13 protein-coding genes and 4 pseudogenes are annotated in these 17,542 nt (G+C 63.0%); 10 read left to right on the top strand and 7 right to left on the bottom strand.

The features are described from left to right. Window positions 1-94 precede the first annotated feature (94 nt). The 3 genes from HDG39_RS35130 to HDG39_RS18450 form a co-directional block, all read right to left on the bottom strand. On the bottom strand, window positions 95-223 hold the full coding sequence (locus tag HDG39_RS35130) for a hypothetical protein (protein ID WP_260328056.1): 129 nt from the start codon (window positions 221-223) through the stop codon (window positions 95-97). A 307-nt stretch (window positions 224-530) separates the two neighbouring features. Then, a complete protein-coding gene (locus HDG39_RS18455; protein ID WP_184007436.1) occupies window positions 531-1,601 on the bottom strand; it encodes an SDR family NAD(P)-dependent oxidoreductase in 1,071 nt (356 codons plus the stop codon). A gap of 225 nt (window positions 1,602-1,826) precedes the next feature. Beyond that, window positions 1,827-2,147 (bottom strand): DUF4148 domain-containing protein, encoded by a 321-nt coding sequence (locus HDG39_RS18450; protein WP_018423331.1) that lies wholly within the window; start codon window positions 2,145-2,147, stop codon window positions 1,827-1,829. Between the two features lie 189 nt (window positions 2,148-2,336). Here HDG39_RS18450 and HDG39_RS35125 point away from each other — a divergent pair. The 3 genes and pseudogenes from HDG39_RS35125 to HDG39_RS18440 all read left to right on the top strand — a co-directional run. Continuing rightward, a pseudogene (locus tag HDG39_RS35125) lies at window positions 2,337-2,563 on the top strand (IS110 family transposase); the annotation flags it as partial. Window positions 2,564-2,929: 366 nt separating this feature from the next. Next, complete coding sequence (locus HDG39_RS18445; protein ID WP_184007434.1) at window positions 2,930-3,580, top strand: TetR/AcrR family transcriptional regulator; 651 nt, start codon at window positions 2,930-2,932, stop codon at window positions 3,578-3,580. A 172-nt stretch (window positions 3,581-3,752) separates the two neighbouring features. Further along, window positions 3,753-5,045, top strand: coding sequence for an NAD(P)/FAD-dependent oxidoreductase (locus HDG39_RS18440; RefSeq protein ID WP_184007432.1), 1,293 nt, complete (start codon window positions 3,753-3,755; stop codon window positions 5,043-5,045). A 145-nt stretch (window positions 5,046-5,190) separates the two neighbouring features. Here HDG39_RS18440 and HDG39_RS18435 read toward each other — a convergent pair. Next, window positions 5,191-5,487 (bottom strand): annotated as a pseudogene (locus tag HDG39_RS18435) (IS6 family transposase); the annotation flags it as partial. Window positions 5,488-5,853: 366 nt separating this feature from the next. Between HDG39_RS18435 and HDG39_RS18430 the strand changes: the two are divergent. After that, window positions 5,854-6,585, top strand: coding sequence for a DUF2278 family protein (locus HDG39_RS18430; RefSeq protein WP_026226323.1), 732 nt, complete (start codon window positions 5,854-5,856; stop codon window positions 6,583-6,585). Between the two features lie 133 nt (window positions 6,586-6,718). On the opposite strand, the gene HDG39_RS18425 is transcribed toward HDG39_RS18430, so the two are convergent. The 3 genes from HDG39_RS18425 to mdlC form a co-directional block, all read right to left on the bottom strand. Continuing rightward, window positions 6,719-8,137: an MFS transporter gene (locus HDG39_RS18425; protein WP_184007430.1), complete on the bottom strand. Its 1,419-nt coding sequence runs from the start codon at window positions 8,135-8,137 to the stop codon at window positions 6,719-6,721. Between the two features lie 131 nt (window positions 8,138-8,268). Further along, window positions 8,269-9,720 (bottom strand): aldehyde dehydrogenase, encoded by a 1,452-nt coding sequence (locus HDG39_RS18420; RefSeq protein WP_184007428.1) that lies wholly within the window; start codon window positions 9,718-9,720, stop codon window positions 8,269-8,271. A gap of 37 nt (window positions 9,721-9,757) precedes the next feature. Beyond that, window positions 9,758-11,401, bottom strand: a complete 1,644-nt coding sequence (mdlC, locus tag HDG39_RS18415) for a benzoylformate decarboxylase (protein ID WP_184007426.1) — start codon at window positions 11,399-11,401, stop codon at window positions 9,758-9,760. A gap of 104 nt (window positions 11,402-11,505) precedes the next feature. On the opposite strand from mdlC, the gene HDG39_RS18410 reads away from it, so the two are divergent. From HDG39_RS18410 to HDG39_RS18385, 6 genes and pseudogenes are all read left to right on the top strand, one after another. Continuing rightward, complete coding sequence (locus HDG39_RS18410) at window positions 11,506-12,423, top strand: LysR family transcriptional regulator (protein ID WP_184007424.1); 918 nt, start codon at window positions 11,506-11,508, stop codon at window positions 12,421-12,423. Between the two features lie 138 nt (window positions 12,424-12,561). Next, window positions 12,562-12,780: pseudogene (locus HDG39_RS18405) on the top strand (5-oxoproline transporter, DUF969 family subunit); the annotation flags it as partial. Between the two features lie 37 nt (window positions 12,781-12,817). Then, window positions 12,818-12,991: pseudogene (locus HDG39_RS18400) on the top strand (5-oxoproline transporter, DUF979 family subunit); the annotation flags it as partial. Window positions 12,992-13,001: 10 nt separating this feature from the next. Continuing rightward, complete coding sequence (locus HDG39_RS18395; protein WP_184007422.1) at window positions 13,002-14,012, top strand: DUF2891 domain-containing protein; 1,011 nt, start codon at window positions 13,002-13,004, stop codon at window positions 14,010-14,012. Window positions 14,013-14,167: 155 nt separating this feature from the next. Beyond that, window positions 14,168-16,570 carry a DNA polymerase II gene (locus HDG39_RS18390; RefSeq protein ID WP_184007420.1) on the top strand — a complete coding sequence of 801 codons (2,403 nt, stop codon included), beginning with the start codon at window positions 14,168-14,170 and terminating at the stop codon, window positions 16,568-16,570. Between the two features lie 491 nt (window positions 16,571-17,061). Continuing rightward, window positions 17,062-17,433, top strand: coding sequence for a BON domain-containing protein (locus HDG39_RS18385; RefSeq protein WP_018423351.1), 372 nt, complete (start codon window positions 17,062-17,064; stop codon window positions 17,431-17,433). The last annotated feature ends 109 nt before the right edge of the window (window positions 17,434-17,542 follow it).

Below are 17,542 nucleotides of genomic sequence, written 5' to 3'. Positions count from 1 at the left end.
GATTAGCCGCCTGGTGGTGGCCGCAAACGACGCGGCGGTGCGGCGGGTATCGCACCAATACTGATCCAACCGCGAGCGAGCCCATGAAGCTGCATCACGGCATGCCGTGCTTCGCGTACTGGATCGCGTCTTCGAGCAGGCGTTCGACTGGCAGCCTGCCGCCGAGGGTTTCAGCCAACCAGTGATGCGCGCGCCGCCAACCCGACACCGTGCGTGGGCCCACACCCTGTCTCTTCTTATCTTTCCTGTGCCGGATATAGGCGAGCGGCACTTGTGCCGGCTGGGCCGTTGTTAATGGCTCAGCGAAGCCGCAGATCGCCGCCAACGCGGCAACCACTATGAATCACGGGGTTTCATTGCTTAAGAATGCGTCGGTCGGGAATGCGTGACTCTAAACCTACGCTTATCCATAACAGGTCATGCGTCAGAGTGGTCTCCACCCGGCACAAAAATCGATCGGCGCGAACATCCCTTGAGGAATTGGGGGCATCGACGCCCTGCTTGAGAGGCGGAGCGAGTCACAATTCACGCTATAGGCTTTTCGCGCTGTCGCCGCCCGTAACTTCGATTTCGGAGCCGGTGACCATCGCGGCGGCATCCGAGGCAAGATATACCGCCGCAGGCGAGATGTCTTCCGGCTGCACCCACCCGACTCCAAGCGGCATCGTTGCCGCGCGGCGGTCCCACGCCTCCTGCGGCGTCAGGAAACCGTTCGGTTTGTGGTAGCCGGTCTCACCGACGCTTTCGGTCAGTCGCTTTTCGTACAGCGTCAAAGCGGTGGCGACGAGCCCCGGTACCACGGCGTTGACTGTAATGTTGTAGCGACCGAGTTCGAGGGCCGCCGACTTCATCAGCCCAAAGATGCCCCACTTGGACGCCGCATAACTTGCTGCGTCTTTCGTACCGTGCCGTCCCTGCATCGAAGAAACCACGATGATGCGGCCATAGTTGCGCTTCACCATCATGGGTGCGAATGCTCGGATAGTATTCGCGGTCCCGTTCAGGTTATTGTCGATGACGTCCGTCCACTCGGTGTCCTGGAGGTCCAGAAGTGGCTTCCAGTACTGAATGGCGGCGTTGGCTACCACGATATCGATCTTTCCGTAACGCTGTTCGATGCGATTAGCGGCGGCGCGCAACGCGCCGAGGTCGCGGACGTCTGCGCGAATACCTTCGGCACGGCGCCCATACGCCTGGATCATCCTGACTGTCTCAGCAAGCTCTTGCGGCGTGGCGGGTGCCGCATCAGAGGCGGTACTGACCGGTCCCGAGATGTCGAGCGCAATGACGTCCGCTCCATTTGCCGCGAACTCGACCGCAATGGCGCGACCGATGCCGCGGGCCGCCCCGGTGACGACCGCAACGCGTCCCTGCAACCTGGAATCTCGGCCAGCGATGATCGGCCCGGCCGTCTTATCCGCCGGCGGCACTGGCACGGGCAGCCCGTCCATCGACGGAGCGCCGCCGGGCGACTTCCGAGCCTGCGCGACGCCTGACAGCAACATGCCGGCTGCGGCCACGCCGCCGCCAACAATCATCTTTCGTCGTGAGCGATCGGGATCATCGTGGTCGCTGTCAGATTTTCTTTCTTTCGTTATCAATTCAATGCTCCTTTCGGATAAGGTTCGGGCAGCGCGCCTCGCCCATGACGGCGCGTGACAGAAGGTCATGCCGTGGGCGACGAGGCTGCGATGTGCAGACCCTGAAATCGGAATTTTTAGAGGCCGGGCGTAGCGCGAATCAAATTCGCAAGACTAAAGCTCGCAATCCTTACTCAGATAGCAGCTCGCCAGGCAATTGGCGCGGGCGTGGGCCGAGCCAACAGGTCAGGAGCTTGCCGGGGCGTCCTGGTTCCCCTTTGCGGACGCCTGCGGTGCCGGGGCGCAATCGGCAACGAACTTTGCATGCAGGCGCTCCTCCGCCTGCGTGAGTTGGTTCGGATACTGCGGATCATTTCTGGCCGGTTGGTATCCAACCGATTCGAGCTCCGACAATTCCCGCATGATGTCGCCATGTGTTATCCCCGCTTTGGCCGCTACAAAGGGATACGAGTGACATTCCTCTGCCGAGAATTTTTCCGCTGCGCTCGCGGATACGCTAATTATCATCAAGGCGATGATTGAGGTTAGTTTGAATCGGCTGTTCATATCGAGCTCCAGGTTATCGCGACTTTAAGAAATCACAAACCGCCGTCGTCATCGACTATGCGAGCCCGATGCCCGACGACACGAATGCGTGCCATCACGATATCTGGTCGGTCAGCGCGTTTACGCATCCCAAACGTGAAGGTTAGTTAATCAAAACTGGCTGCGATCCGAGGGGGTTACCCGGCTCCTCTGACTGGCCTGCTCTCCCAATTCGGCTCGGTGCTACCGCAGAGCCCCGGGCGTATGCGAAGAGAAATCCCGGCGCATCTCGATGCGTTACCCGGCTCGGCCAGACCATGCATCGGTGACCTGCTCGACACGCCGGCAACATCGAATCCCGGCTCGCCGGATACGATCGCGCAATCAGCGAAATAGCACGGGCCGATGAGCGCAGCAAGAGACTTACGCGACTGCGTGTGGATCAGCATGGCACGGTGTTCGATGTACTGGTGCAAAGCCGGCGCGACAGGCACGCAGCTAGTGTTCCGTTCCGCTGATTCGCGCAGAAAGTCTCTGTAGCTTTTCGAGAATAGAGTCAGCGGAACGGGTTACTAGACGCGCACGCGCATTGTCCCCCGCCGCTGCAGCTGAACGTCACATGTGGGGCCAATGACAGAGACGCAAGCGGAGCGGCTCGCTCCTGCGCTATCGATGGGCGGCCGTTGTACTTCGCATGAATGTTTTTGCTAGTCTTTGTTGTCCGCATGTGCTTCTATACCAATCAGTACAGCAACAGTTATGCTAGACTATAAAGTACAGTAATCGCAAGGAGGAGTTATTACGTGCAGAAAAGTTCGCCAGAGAGCCGCGTCGGTCGCCCGAAAGATGCCGCCAAGCACACGTCCATTGTGGAAGCGGCAAAGAGGCTGTTCTCCGGGCAGCGCTACGACACCGTAACCATGGAGGCCGTCGCCGCAGAGGCGGGGGTGTCAAAGATGACGGTCTATAGCCATTTCTCGGACAAGGAAGCGTTATTCGAGGCAGTCGTGCGTGACGTTTCGGACCGGATGCTCCAGGTACTGCCGCCCGCGAGTTCCGAAAATTTACCCTTACGGGAACGGCTGTCTGCCATCGGCGCCGCATTCCTGAAGACCATCGTCAGTGTCCATGTTGCTGGCATGGCGCACGCGCTGCCGACCGGCCGCCAAGACCTGCCGCTAAGGACACGCTTTTACGATGCAGGACCGGGGCGGACTGTGGCGGTACTGGCCGGTATCATCAGCGAGGCCGCGGCGCGCAATGAACTGATCGTCGACTCGCCGGAGCTGGCGGCCCACGACCTGGTGAGCCTGTGGGCAGGTGATCTGCACGCGCGCATCCTATTCGGAGTTGTGAAGCGGGCAACCGATAGGGAAATCAAGGAGCGGACACGCCGCGGCACGGACGTATTTTTACGAGCTTTTGGGAAAACGGGAAAGCGCGAGTCGTCATGATGTCTCGCTGGACGTGTCCCTAGAGCGCGCGCTCGGCGGCGGATTCGCGGCGCTGGCGGTGTGGCTTGCGCCGAAACCCACGCGGGTCGCGGATAACTCGAAGGCTCATTGATTCTGTACATCGGTCGTCCATTCGCGTCGGCCGGCGAACTCCGTTCAACCAGGAACCGTTATGTCTCACCCAATCCGTATTGTCATTGTCGGCGGTGGAATCGCCGGGATACTGCTCGCGACAAGGCTGGGCAACTATTACGCCCATTCCGACGAAGCCTGTGTGACGCTGATCGACAGCAGCCAGACCCATATCTGGAAACCGATGCTCCATACGATCGCGGCAGGCACGCGCGATGTGTCCCAGCAGCAGGTTAGTTATCTCGCTCACGCGAGCGCACACCGGTTTGCATGGCAGCCAGGCCGCATGTATGGACTGGATCCTGCCCGCAAAGAAGTGCTGCTTGACGAGATGAGGACGCCCGAGGGCGAACTCGTGCTCGAAGCCAGGACCATTCCCTTCGACGTGCTGGTGCTGTCGGTGGGCAGTCAGGCGAACGATTTCGGCATTCCTGGCGTCAGGCAACACTGCCACTTCATCGATAGCCAGAAACAGGCCGAAGCTTTCAACGTGGTCCTGCGCAACCGGATGCTTCGCGCCGTGGCGAAGGATGAACGACTCCGGGTCGCGATTGTTGGGGCAGGCGCGACCGGTGTCGAGCTCTCCGCTGAGTTAAGCCGCGTACTGGAGATTGCCGAGGGCTACGGCGACCCTACCTTGCGCAGCCGACTGAGCTTGACGCTGCTTGAAAGCGGACCGCGCGTCCTTGCTTCTTTCCCGCCAAAGATTTCAGAATCCGCTGAAGAACAGCTCAGGCACATCGGTTTTAGTGTGCAGACCTCGACGCGGGTCATGGCAGCGCAAAGCAACGGGTTCGAGATCGACGGCGGACGTCTCGTCAGCGCCGACCTCATGGTCTGGGCCGCAGGCGTCAGGGCGCCAGATTTCATGAACAATATGGCGGGAATGGAAACCACGGGTTCAAACCAGGTCGTGGTTAAAGCCACGCTTCAGTCGACGCACGACGACAATATTCTTGCACTCGGCGACTGCGCAAGTCTGACACTGATGGATCACGAACGGCCGTTGCCGCCTACCGCGCAGGTCGCAACGCAGCAGGCTGAGCATCTGGCCCGCCATCTGCCGGCGTGGCTCGCAGGCCAACCATTGCCGGACTTTAAGTTCCGGGATTATGGCTCGCTGGTTTCGCTCAGCGACTATGGCGCATTTGGCACGTTAGGGAGTTTTGGCTTCTTCCGCGGTGGCTTCATACGCGGACGCTTCGCGCAATTGAGCCATGCGATGCTTTATCGCCGCCATCAGCAGGCGCTTCATGGTTTCGGAAAGGCAGCACTGATGTGGAGCGCCGAACAGATCAATAGCCTTGTACAGCCCAAAATCAGACTGAGCTGACTACGCTTCCAGCTATGCGTCGCTCGTGGCATCTGCGGCGGCGAGCGGCGAGACTAGAGAATGAAAGGGACTTCCCCGTCCCGAGGCTGCGGCGGAAGCCGCGAGGGTTTTGTCGCAGTAAGGCCAACGGGTCAAGCAGCGGTGAGCCTTTGACTTTGATATACGTTTCGTCCATCCGCCAGCTATTGCCTACCGGCTGCTTGTGCTTACGGAACGTCTTCTCGAACAGCGGCACCAACTTGATCACCCGACGATGCACCGTGGAATGATCAACCTCAATACCGCGCTCGGCCATCATTTCTTCGAGATTGCGCAAACTCAGTGAGTAGGCGACGTGCCACCGCACGCACAGCAACATCACTTCGAGCGGAAAGTGAAGGCGCTTTAGCACTCGGGTGATGCCCGCAGCAAGCGTCTTTCGCGGTGTTTGGGTCTTCTTCATCGGCCAGCCAAAGCATATTTGTCAGGTTCGAATACTACCTCTCCCGTCTTAACGCGACAAAACCGTCCGTTGGCGCGTCACGAGGAAATGCATGCGCAGATTCGTGGCTCGGAGCTTCGCGTGATAGAACGAAGCGGTCACATGTGTACGATGGAGCGTCCCGACGATGTGACCGAAGCGCTGGTCGAATGGGCTCGGTGGGCGACCGGTTCGATACGGCTCGTTGATCATTGCTCGCACACCGCAATAGCGTCAGGATAAACATTGCAACCGTATGACAGCGGGCGCGGTTGTTTATCGACGCGTAGCACCGTATGCTTGGATACGTCGCTTTCCGTTCGTCAACTTCGAGAAGGTCATTCAGTCATGAACGAATACTGCATGTTCAAGGGAAAACTGCTGCGCGCGGCGCCTTTCAAAGATTCGTATATAGGCAGTCCGCACTATGTGATCACGGTGACTGGCAACGACAACACGCCATTCAACATCGTCGTCAATTCGGCGTCGACGCAACCGGGCGCAAGCGGTAACGACGACGTGTACTTCTATGCCGATCTGAACTTCGCCGATCCACTCACCGCGAAACTGCAGCCCCTGAACCTCGGCCTCTACACGAGCGGCTTTCCGCGGCTCGATTACTTCCAGGACAGCAGCCTGCTCGACATTCACCGCATGCGGCCTGTCCCCTACGAGGATCAAAACGGCAACCGCGCCGACGTCAACGACATCATCGACGAAATCCTGACCATCGACGAAAGCAAGCCGTCGCAAAGTCTGCCCTACGACAACGGCAGCGGCCAGTTGCACAACCGCGATTTCTGGACACCGACCACCGCGGGCATCGTGGTCTATGGGTTCGGCTTTCTGTTTCTGCCGAAGAAGGACGGTCTTCACGAGACTCACATGAATCAGGGCAATCCGCGCGGCCCGCATTACAAGGAAAACGGCGCGTTCCAGGACGGCGCGGTGATCGTGCAGCGCGCCGATGGGTTTGCCGCGATGTTTACCGCGTTTCAGACACAGTATTTGCCGACCAATGCGGCCGGCGATCCCGCGGCGAATGCAGTGGCGTTGCCCGTTTATATTCAGCAAGGTTGATAGCGTCGCTCGTGCATTGGGCAAGTGGAAACCGCCGCGATGCGCGAGAAACAGGTTGTTGCAAAAGGGGAAAATCGGATCGCGCGCAAAAGTCCCTCGCGATACGAACGCACCGCGAGCGACGTCGCGTCGATCAGCGCGCGCTCTCGGCGCCTCGACGCGGAATATGCCGCTGCACCACCGCCAGCGCGATCAGCACGATGACCATTGCGATACCGAGCATCAGCAGATAGCCAGATGCGCCACCGGCCGTGATCACCGCGGCACCGGCGAATGCGCTCAGAATCGCGCCGACGCGGCCGAACGCGAGTGCCGACGCGGTGCCCGTGGCCCGCACGCTGGTCGGATAGACGTATGCGCACAGCGCGTACATCGTCGATTGCACCGCATTGACGAACAGCCCGTGCAAGCCGAGACCGACCATCATCAACGCCGTATGCTGCGTCGCGCCGACGCCGAGCAGCATCCATGCACTCGCGACGCCACCCGCGCAGCACAGCAGCAGCGGCCAGCGCGAGCCGTAGCGCCCGATCGCCAGCGCGCACAGCACCGCGCCGATTACGCCGCCGAGGTTGTACGCGCTCAAGCCATAGCCCGCGAGCGACACGCTCAAACCCTCACTCGTCAGCATCGACGGCAGCCAGCTGAACGCCGCATACACCGCGAGCAGGCACATGAAGAACGCGCCCCAGATCGCGACGGTGTCGCGCGAACGGCCATCGCGGAACAGCGCGGCAAAGCCGACGTGTTTCTCGGCGCTTTGTTCGCGCACATCGGTGAAGCTCGCATCGGCCGACACGTCGCGCGCCATGCGCCGCAGCAGCTTCACGAGTTCGAACCAGCGATGCGGACGGCGTGCCAGAAAACGCGGCGATTCCGGCAGCGCCGCGAGCAGGACGAGGGCGAGCGCGAGCGGCAGCACACCACTCGCTACGAACAGACCGCGCCAGCCATAAACCGGCAGCACCTGCCCGGCGAACAATCCGGCGACCATACCGCCCAGCGGCACGCACAGAATGGTCGCCGTCACCGCGAAGGTACGAAAACGCGCGGGCGTGAACTCGGCGGTCAGCGTCGTCGATGTCGGCAGCGCGCCGCCGATGCCGAGCCCCGCGATAAAGCGCAGCGCCGCAATGGCCGCGACGTTCGGCGCGAGACTGATCGCGCAGGTCGCCAGGCCGAACACGAACACGCTGCCGATCACGGCCCAGCGGCGGCCGAAGCGATCGGCGAACAGCCCCGCGAACGCGCTGCCGATACCCATGCCGACCAGCCCCGATGCGACCACCGGCGCAAACGCGTTGCGCGTAATGCCCCACTCCTTGATCAGCATCGGAATCGCGAAACCGATCAGCTGGCTGTCGAAGCCGTCGACGACGATCGACAGCGCCGCGAGCACCACCGCGATTTTCTGCAGCAACGTGTAGGGGCCGTCGTCGAGTGCATGACCGATGTCGACCGTGTTGCCGCCGCGCGCGATGCCGGCGAGCGCCGCGTCGTCACGCGCGGTCGCGGTCGAGGCCGCGGCCGAAGCGGGAGGAACGAAACTCATGAACCTGTCTCCGTTATTTGCGCTGCACGCGCGTTGTTCGATTTTTTTTCGTTGTCGGCAGTACGGTGCGACGCGATGGCCCGCTTCGGCGAGTTGGCCGCCGAACAGCGAGCCCATCGCGACGCTCCTCATCAGAACGGATAGTGACGCGGCATCGTTTGCAGCGTGACCCAGCGCAGATCGGTGAATTCCGCGATCCCCGCCTTGCCGCCGAAGCGGCCGAAGCCACTCGCCTTCACGCCGCCGAACGGCATCTGCGCTTCGTCGTGCACGGTCGGGCCGTTCACGTGACAAATGCCCGACTCGATGCATTTAGCGACGTTCAGCGCGCGCGCCGTGTCGCGGCTGAACACCGCCGCCGACAGGCCATATTCGTTGTCGTTCGCACACGCGATTGCGGCTTCCTCGCCACGCACGCGCACGATCGGCTTGACCGGCCCGAACGATTCGTCGTGATAGATGCGCATGTCCGGCGTCACGCGATCGAGCAGCGTCGCGGGCATCAGCGTGGTTTCGGTCTTGCCGCCGCACACGAGCGTCGCACCTTTGGCGAGCGCGTCGTCGATCAGCGCGTTGCAGCGCTCGACCGTGCTCATGTCGACTACCGAGCCGAGCACGACCGGCCCCTTGCGCGGATCGCCGAGTGGCAGCGCGCGCGAGCGCGCGGCGAGCCGCTCGACGAACGCATCGGCGATGCTGTCGTCGACGATGATTCGCTCGGTCGACATGCAGATCTGCCCGGAATTCGCGAACGCGCCGAACACGGCCGCATCGACCGCGGCGCCGATGTCGGCGTCGTCGAGCACGACGAGCGGCGCCTTGCCGCCTAGTTCGAGCACGCAGGGCTTCAGGTTGCGCGCGCACGTTTCGGCGATCAGACGGCCCACGCGCGTCGAGCCCGTGAAGTTCACGCGACGCACGGCCGGGTGTCCGATCATCGCGTCGACGATGCGCGCGGCGTCGGCCGGCGCATTGGTCACGAAGTTCACGGTGCCGCGCGGCAGACCCGCCTCCTGCATTGCCTCGATGATGAGGCCGTGGGTAGCCGGGCAGATCTCCGAGCCCTTAAGCACGACCGTGTTGCCGCACGCGAGCGGCAGCGCGATCGCGCGCACCGCGAGAATCACCGGCGCGTTCCACGGCGCGATGCCGAGCACGACGCCCGCGGGCTGGCGCACGCCCATCGCGAGACTGCCGGGGACGTCGGACGGAATCAGTTCGCCGGCGATCTGCGTGGTCAACGCGGCGGCCTCGATCAGCCCGGCCGCCGCGAGATGCACGTTGAAGCCGGCCCAGATGCCCGACGCGCCGGTCTCGGCGGCCATCGCGGCCGCGAAGGCGTCGGCCTTCGCTTCGAGCGCGTGCGCGGCCTTCGTCAGCAGCGCGCGGCGCTCGCTCGGTCCGAGCGCGGACCACACCGGAAATGCGGCCGCGGCGGCATCGACGGCGGCGACGGCATCTTCGACGGTCGCGGCCGGCGCGCGCGTCGCGACTTCGCCGTCGAGCGGATTGCGGCGCTCGAAGGCCGCGCCGTTGCGCGCCTGTGTCTGCTCGCCGCCGATCAGCATCGATACGTTTTTCATCGTAGGTCTCTCTCCTTTTCGTGAATGGGAAGCGCCGTTACGCGACGATCGCTTCGACGAGCGTGGGACCGCTTTTCACGTCACCTTCGGTCAGCGCACGACGCAACGCGTCGGCAAGTTCAGCCGCCTCGCTGACGCGCGCGCCAGGGCAACCCATGCCCGCCGCGATCGTCACGAAGTCGAGGCCCGGCAGGTCCGTGCCCTGCACGGTCTCGCCAGGCGCGAAACCGAACACCGGCGCGAAATCCTGCAACGCCGCGTAGCGCGTGTTGTTCAGGATCACGAATGTGATCGGCAGCTGCATCTGCACCGCGCTCCAGATCGCCTGAATCGAGTACATGCTCGAACCGTCGCCGATCAGCGCGATCACGCGCTCGCCCGGCCGCGCAAGCGCAACGCCGACCGCCGCCGGCATGCCGTAGCCGAGGCCGCCGCTGTCCATCGTCAGGAACGTGCCGGCGCGCGCGATCGGCAGATAGGTCTGCATGATGGGCCGCGAGCTCGGCGCTTCCTCGACGACGATGCCATCGGGATCGCGCACTTCGGCGAGCGTCTGCAACGCGAACGCGACCGACATCCGCTCGCCCCGCGCGGGCGGCAGCGCTCGCGGCGCCACCGCGCGCGGCGCGGGCAACTCACGCGCTTTGGGCGCGGCGCGCGCGAGCAGATCCTGCACGCCGAGCCGCACGTTGCCGACCGCGGCGATGCCCTGCGGCGTCCATGCGGCAATGCCCGGATCGTCGATCAACTGACACAGCCGCGAGCCCGGCGGCACATGCGGACCACTGCCTTCGACGTGATACGTGAACGCTGGCGCGCCGATCACGAAGATCGCATCGTGCGCGCCGAGCAACTCGACGATACGCTCACGCAGCGCCGGCAAAAAGCCCGCGAACAGCCGGTGCGTTTCGGGGAAGCTGCAACGTCCTGTCATCGGCGCGACGTAGACGCGCGCGGAATGCCGCTCCGCGAGGCGCACGACTTCAGCCGCCGCGTCCGCGCGATCGACCGCGCCACCGACCACGAACGCGGGCCGCTCGCACGCGTCGAGCACCGTGCCGATGCGTTCGAGCATCGCCGGATCGGGTCGCATGATGTGCGCGACCTCGCGGTCGGCCACGCGCTCGGCCGGCTGATCCCAGTCGTCGGCGGGAATCGACACGAACACCGGGCCGCGCGGCTCCTGCATCGCGATCGCGTACGCACGCGCGATCGCGAGCGGCACATCCTGCGCGCGAGCCGGCTCGATGCTCCACTTCACGTAGGGCTTCGGCAATTCGGTGGCCTGGGTCGCGGCGAGGAACGGTTCGAACGGCAGGATCGAGCGGGCCTGCTGACCCGCGGTGACGACGAGCGGCGTGCGGTTGCGAAACGCCGTGAAGATATTGCCCATCGCATTGCCGACACCCGCCGCCGAATGCAGATTCACGAGCGCCGCGTTGCCGGTGGTCTGCGCGTAGCCGTCGGCCATGCCGACCACGACCGCTTCCTGAAGACCGAGCACGTAGCGGAAATCCTTGGGGAAATCGCGGAACATCGGCAGCTCGGTCGAGCCCGGGTTCGCGAAGATCGACGTCATGCCGACGCGGCGCGCGAAGTCGATGACCGCGTCGCGTACGGTCCACCGCGTGCTCTGTTCCTTTGCGTGTGCCTGATTCTGCTGCGGCGCGCTGCTTGTCATGCGAAGTCTCCTGTCAGGTGAGCGCGGAAAATCGAATGGCCATTATCACGGCCGCCGGGGTAACCGAAAATTGCCCAATTCGCAAAAAGGCATTACCTTTCGGCATGACTTACAACCTGCAACAACTGCAGGCGTTCGCGGTGATCGTCGAGAGCGGCAGCCTCGGACGCGCCGCCGAAGCGCTGCACATCACACAGCCGGCCTTGAGCCGGACCATCCGCCGTCTCGAGGAACAGGTCGGCGCGCCGCTGTTCGAGCGGCATTCGCGCGGCATGCATCTGACCGCGGTCGGCGAGGCGCTGCTGCCGCACGCGATCCTGTTGCAACGCGAAGCCGAACAGGCGCGCGAGGAAATCGACGCGATGCGCGGCCTCGCGCGCGGCACGATCCGCGTCGGCGCGGTCGGCAGCATCGCGAGCCTCGTGCTGCCGCTCGCGGTGAGCGGCGTGTTGACGAAGTGGCCGAACCTGCGCGTGGAGATCATCGAGGGCGTGTGGGACCGGCTCGCCGATGCGCTCGTCAAACGTCAGATCGATCTCGCGCTCAGCATGGCCGTGCCCGATACTGACGAGATCACCGCGATCGCCGATTGCCGCTGGGAAGACGCGAGCTACGTGGTCGCCGCGCTCGATCATCCGCTGCGGCGCAAGCCCGAGCTCACGCTCGCCGACACGCTGGGCCAACGCTGGGCGATTCCGCCACGCGGCACCGGCCCGTTCGAGCACATGCAGAGCGTGTTTGCCGAGCGCGGGCTGGGACTGCCGAACGTCGTCGTCGAAACGCGCTCGGTCACGGCTCTGAAGAGCCTCGTCGCGCGTTCGGGCTTTCTGAGCTGGATGGCGTCGACGATGTACGTGACCGAAAGCAAGGCCGGCGTGTTCGATACGCTCGGCGTGCCGGGCGTGGTCGGGCGGCGCACGTTGACCGCGTTCCGGCGCCGCCAGGGGATTCTGCCGAGCCCGGCGGTCAAGCTGCTGGAGCAGTTGCGGCAGTTGACGGCGGAGGGTATGACCGCGGGTTGATCGTTTCCCGCACACGCTGCCACTTTCTCGGCGTTTACCCGATAGGTATATTTTATCGACTATTTATCAATAAAGTCTCGTGGTAGATTCCGTCGCCATGCATCGAGGAAACGAAGCAAGGAGAGCCGGAAGGGGGTTTTGATTGGCGTGCCGATCGTGGTGCCCGGCTTCGCATTGCGCTTCAACGCGCTGCTGGTGGTGACGATCGCGGGCCTCGCGACCGGGACAGCCGGCGGCTTGCAGACGGTGGAGATCGTCAGCGCGTTCGGCAAGGCATTCGAACAGGCGCGGCATCTGATCTCGCGCTTGCATGCGGCCACCAACGGCCGCGTGCTCTCATCACGTTGGTCGATACGCTGACGCTCAAGTACGCGCCCTTCGTCGAAACGAAGAATCCGGTTTCTGCGGCACGCCGATGACGCCGATGGCGGCGAACTTCAACATCGTCCCCGCCGCGCTGCTCGAACTGAAGGACCAGAACGGCGTGATCAAGGCGCAATGGCCGACCGCTTTACTATTGCTGATCGTCAACACCATACTGTTGCACGTGTTTGTATTCCGCTTCTGAGGAGCCGCCGATGACCACCCAGCTCACCCGCGAATTCGCGTCCAGATTCGCCAATGTCGCACTCGCCCACCTCACGCGCGAATACCCGAACAAGCTCACGCACTCGCTCGAAGGACCGCAGGACGTGCAGGGTCCGCGCGCCTTGCATCCGATCTTCTACGGCAGCTACGACTGGCATTCGTGCGTGCACGGTTACTGGCTGATCCTGCATCTGCTCGAACGCTTTCCAGATCTGCCCGAGGCCGCGCGCATCATCGCCGTGGTCGACGAGCATTTCACCGCGGCGAACGTCGCCGGCGAACTCGCGTATCTGGACCTGCCGCACAACCGCGGCTTCGAGCGGCCGTATGGCTGGGCGTGGCTGCTCGCGCTCGGCGCGCAGTTGCAGTCGATGAAAATCTCGGAAGCCGCGCGCTGGGCGAAGACGTTCGCCCCGCTCACTCAGGCGTTCGTCGAGCGCTTCGAGGAGTTCCTGCCGAAAGCAACCTATCCGCTGCGCGTCGGCACGCACTTCAACATGGCGTTCGCGCTCGCACTGACGCTCGATTTCTCGCGGCAAACCTCGCGCGAATCGCTCGAGGCGCTGATCGTCAGCACCGCGGAGCGCTGGTATCTGGACGACGTCGCGTGTCAGGCGTGGGAGCCGGCCGGCGACGAATTCCTGTCGCCGTCGCTGATGGAAGCGGAGTTGATGCGGCGTGTGTTGCCGTCGGCGCAGTTCACCGACTGGTTCGGACGCTTCCTGCCGGACCTCGGCGCGAAAAAACCGGCGACGCTGTTCGAGCCCGTCACCGTGACCGATCGCAGCGACGGCAAGATCGCGCATCTGGACGGCCTCAATCTGAGCCGCGCGTGGTGCCAGCGTGCGCTCGCGCGTGCGCTGCCCGCCGGCGACGTGCGTCGCACCGTGCTGTTCGATGCGGCCGAGCGTCATCTGCAGAGCGCGCTGCCGCATGTGGCCGGCGACTACATGGGCGAGCACTGGCTCGCCACGTTTGCGACGCTGGCGCTCGAAGCTTGAGCGAACCGGGAACGAACTGAACCGGCTTTGAAGAGATGAAGCCGTGCTGGTTGGGGCGCTTCAGTACGAAGCGCCCTTTTCATTGCCCGTTCAACAGTCCCTGCCTGCGGCGGTAAAATCGCGCAAGGCGATTGCGCCGCTTTAAAGGTGGAAGTTTGACTGAGTTCGAGCAGGGTTTCATTTTGACCCGACATTGGCGGGACACGCCCGCCGGCACGGAAATCGAGTTCTGGCTGGCCACGGACAGCGGGCCGCGCCACATCCGTCTGCGGCCTCAGCCGTCCGTCGCCTTCATTCCGGCTGAACATCGCGAACGCGCCGAAACGATTCTACGGCGCGACGCGCCGCTCGATCTGCGTTCGCTCGAATTGCGCGACTTCCAGCATCGGCCGGTCAGCGGGCTTTACTGTCCGCAATACCGGCAATTGAAGGGCTTCGAGAAGCGCCTCAGAGAAGGCGGCGTCGATGTCTACGAAGCCGATATCCAGCCGCCCGAGCGCTACATGATGGAGCGCTTCATCACCGCGCCGGTGTGGTTCAGCGGCGTGCCGCAGCAGAATGGTCCGGGGCTCGATGGCCCCTGGCTCGACAGCGAACTCAAACCGTCCACCGAATATCGTCCGCCGTTGAAGCTCGTGTCGCTCGACATCGAAACGAGCGCGCATGCCGAGCTATATTCGATCGCGCTCGAAGGCTGCGGCGAGCGGCAGGTGTATATGCTTGGCCCGCCGAATGGCCACGACGGCAACGACGGCAACGTCATCGACGCCATCGACTTCAAGCTCGAATACTGCGAAACCCGCGCACAGCTGCTCGAAAAGCTGATCGAGTGGATGGAGCGGCACGATCCCGATGCGATCATCGGCTGGAACCTCGTGCAGTTCGATCTGAAGGTACTGCAACAACATGCCGGGCAGTATCGCGTGCCGCTGCGCATCGGACGAGGCGGCGCGGTGATGGAGTGGCGCGAACACGGCGTCACGCGCAATCACTTTTTCGCGGGTGTGGCGGGTCGTTGGGTCATCGACGGCATCGAGGCATTGCGTTCGGCGACGTGGAGCTTCCCGTCGTTCAGCCTCGAATACGTGTCGCGCTCGGTGCTGGGCGAAGGCAAGGCGATCGACAATCCGTATCAGCGCATGGACGAAATCCAGCGCCGCTTCGACGAAGACAAGCCCGCGCTCGCGCGTTACAACCTGAAGGACTGCGAGCTCGTCACGCGTATCTTCGCGAAGACCGAGTTGCTGCCGTTCCTGCTCGAACGCGCGACGGTGACCGGCCTGCCCGCCGATCGCAGCGGCGGCTCGGTCGCGGCGTTCACGCATCTGTACATGCCGCGCATGCATCGGCAGGGCTATGTCGCGCCGAATCTCGGCGACGTGGCCGGCGCCGCGAGCCCCGGCGGATTCGTGATGGATTCGCGGCCCGGGCTCTACGACTCGGTGCTCGTGCTCGACTACAAGAGCCTGTATCCGTCGATCATTCGTACGTTTCTGATCGACCCGCTCGGTCTGGTCGAAGGCATGCTGCATCCCGACGACGCGAGCTCGGTGCCGGGCTTTCTCGGCGCGCGCTTTTCGCGCACGCGTCACTGCTTACCGTCGATCGTCGCGCAGGTGTGGCAGGCACGCGAAGCGGCCAAGCGCGAGCACAACAAGCCACTATCGCAGGCGCTGAAGATCATCATGAACGCGTTCTATGGCGTGCTAGGCTCGACCGGCTGCCGCTTCTTCGATCCGCGGCTTGCGTCGTCGATCACGATGCGCGGCCACGAGATCATGCACACGACACGCGAGCTGATCGAGGCGCAAGGCTATGAAGTGATTTACGGCGACACCGATTCGACCTTCGTCTGGCTCAGGCACGCGCATGACGAGGAAGACGCCGCGCGCATCGGCCGCGCGCTCGTCGAACATATCAACGCGGCGTGGCGGCAGAAGCTGCAGGCGCGCTTCGGTATCGACAGTGCGTTGGAACTGCAATTCGAGCGGCACTATCGGCGCTTTTTCATGCCGACGGTGCGCGGTGCCGAGGAAGGCAGCAAGAAACGCTACGCAGGACTTACGGTATTGCCGGACGGCCGCGAGGACGTGGTCTACAAAGGGCTCGAAACCGTGCGCACCGATTGGACGCCGCTTGCGCAGCAGTTTCAGCAGGAACTGTATCGGCGCATCTTCAAGCAGCAGCCGTATCAGGATTACGTGCGCGACTATGTGCGCGATACGCTCGCCGGCCGGCTCGACGATCAGCTCGTCTATCGCAAGCAGTTGCGCAGACCGATCGACGCTTACGAGCGCAACGTGCCACCGCATGTGCGCGCGGCACGCGTCGCCGATGAGTTCAATCGCCGGCAGGGACGTCCGCTGCAATATCAGAACGGCGGCTGGATCAGCTACGTGATGACGGTGGCCGGCCCCGAGCCGCTCGAAACGCTGCGCTCGGCGATCGACTACGAGCACTATCTGACGCGGCAATTGCAGCCGGTTGCCGACGCGATTCTGCCGTTGCTACGCGACGATTTCACGACGCTGACGTCGGGGCAGAAGCAATTGTTCTGATCGGGGCGGCGAACGCGCGGCTGCGAGCATGGACGAATTGCCTACTTCACCATGGACGGGGGCTCGGCCTCTTCATCGGAGTGCGTGTTATGCACAGCAAAGGTGCGGCAGAGCGAATTGCCGCGGGTCGCGTATCGCATGCTTCGCGCTCTCCAGGCCGGCGTAAATCGACGGCGCAATGTAACTGTGCCGCTACATCGGGGATGGCTAAAAATGTCAATCGGACACCGGTAATCGGTGATTAAAGGCGGAAAAAAACTAATCCTTAGTTTTGATTTGCAACCCTATCAATAGAATTAGAGCGCCTTCATAATCTGAAGTATTCTAATTTCTTCGGTTGTCCGCGCAATTGGCCGGATTTGCATTGTTGCTTGACCTAACCCTTTATTGTCCTATAGTGCCATTTGATCCGCCTCAGAAATATTGTGGGGGCGTGTGTCTGATATCCCTGAATCTGTAGCCCAACGATCTGCAACGACAGGAGAAGATGCATGAAAGCAATCCACGCCGTCAAACTGGTCGGTACCGCCCTTCTGATTTCGGGTTCGATTCACGCCTATGCGCAGGCGAGCAACGCTAACGCCCCTGAGTCTGCCCCGACCACGACGCCCGAAGCCCGATCGCATTACAAGTCAATGAAAGCAGCGAACCGGGCGCTACAGCGTCAGGTTCGAAATGCGCTGGTGAAAGATAGGAACATCTCAACGGCCAATATCACAGTTCGCGCCCGCGATGGTGCTGTCACGCTGCAGGGCAGCGTACCGCTTCAGGCAGAAAGCGACCGGGCAACCGAGGTGGCGAAAGGGGTACCTGGCGTAACTTCGGTCAGGAACGCGCTGTCGATCCGTCCTGTGGGCACCTGAAGCAGTCCTGGACCCCGCTTTGCAGGAAGGTCGGCGCTCTGACCGTGCATTCCATTGATGGCATAGCCAATGCTGCACATGGCGGCGGGCCGGCTCGACAGCCGGCCCC

Origin of the sequence: Paraburkholderia lebeckiae, from assembly GCF_014201005.1 — a bacterium.
Lineage (GTDB): Bacteria > Pseudomonadota > Gammaproteobacteria > Burkholderiales > Burkholderiaceae > Paraburkholderia > Paraburkholderia tuberum.
The sequence above is the reverse complement of the archived record's forward strand: the minus strand, read 5'-3'. Positions and strand labels throughout refer to the sequence as shown.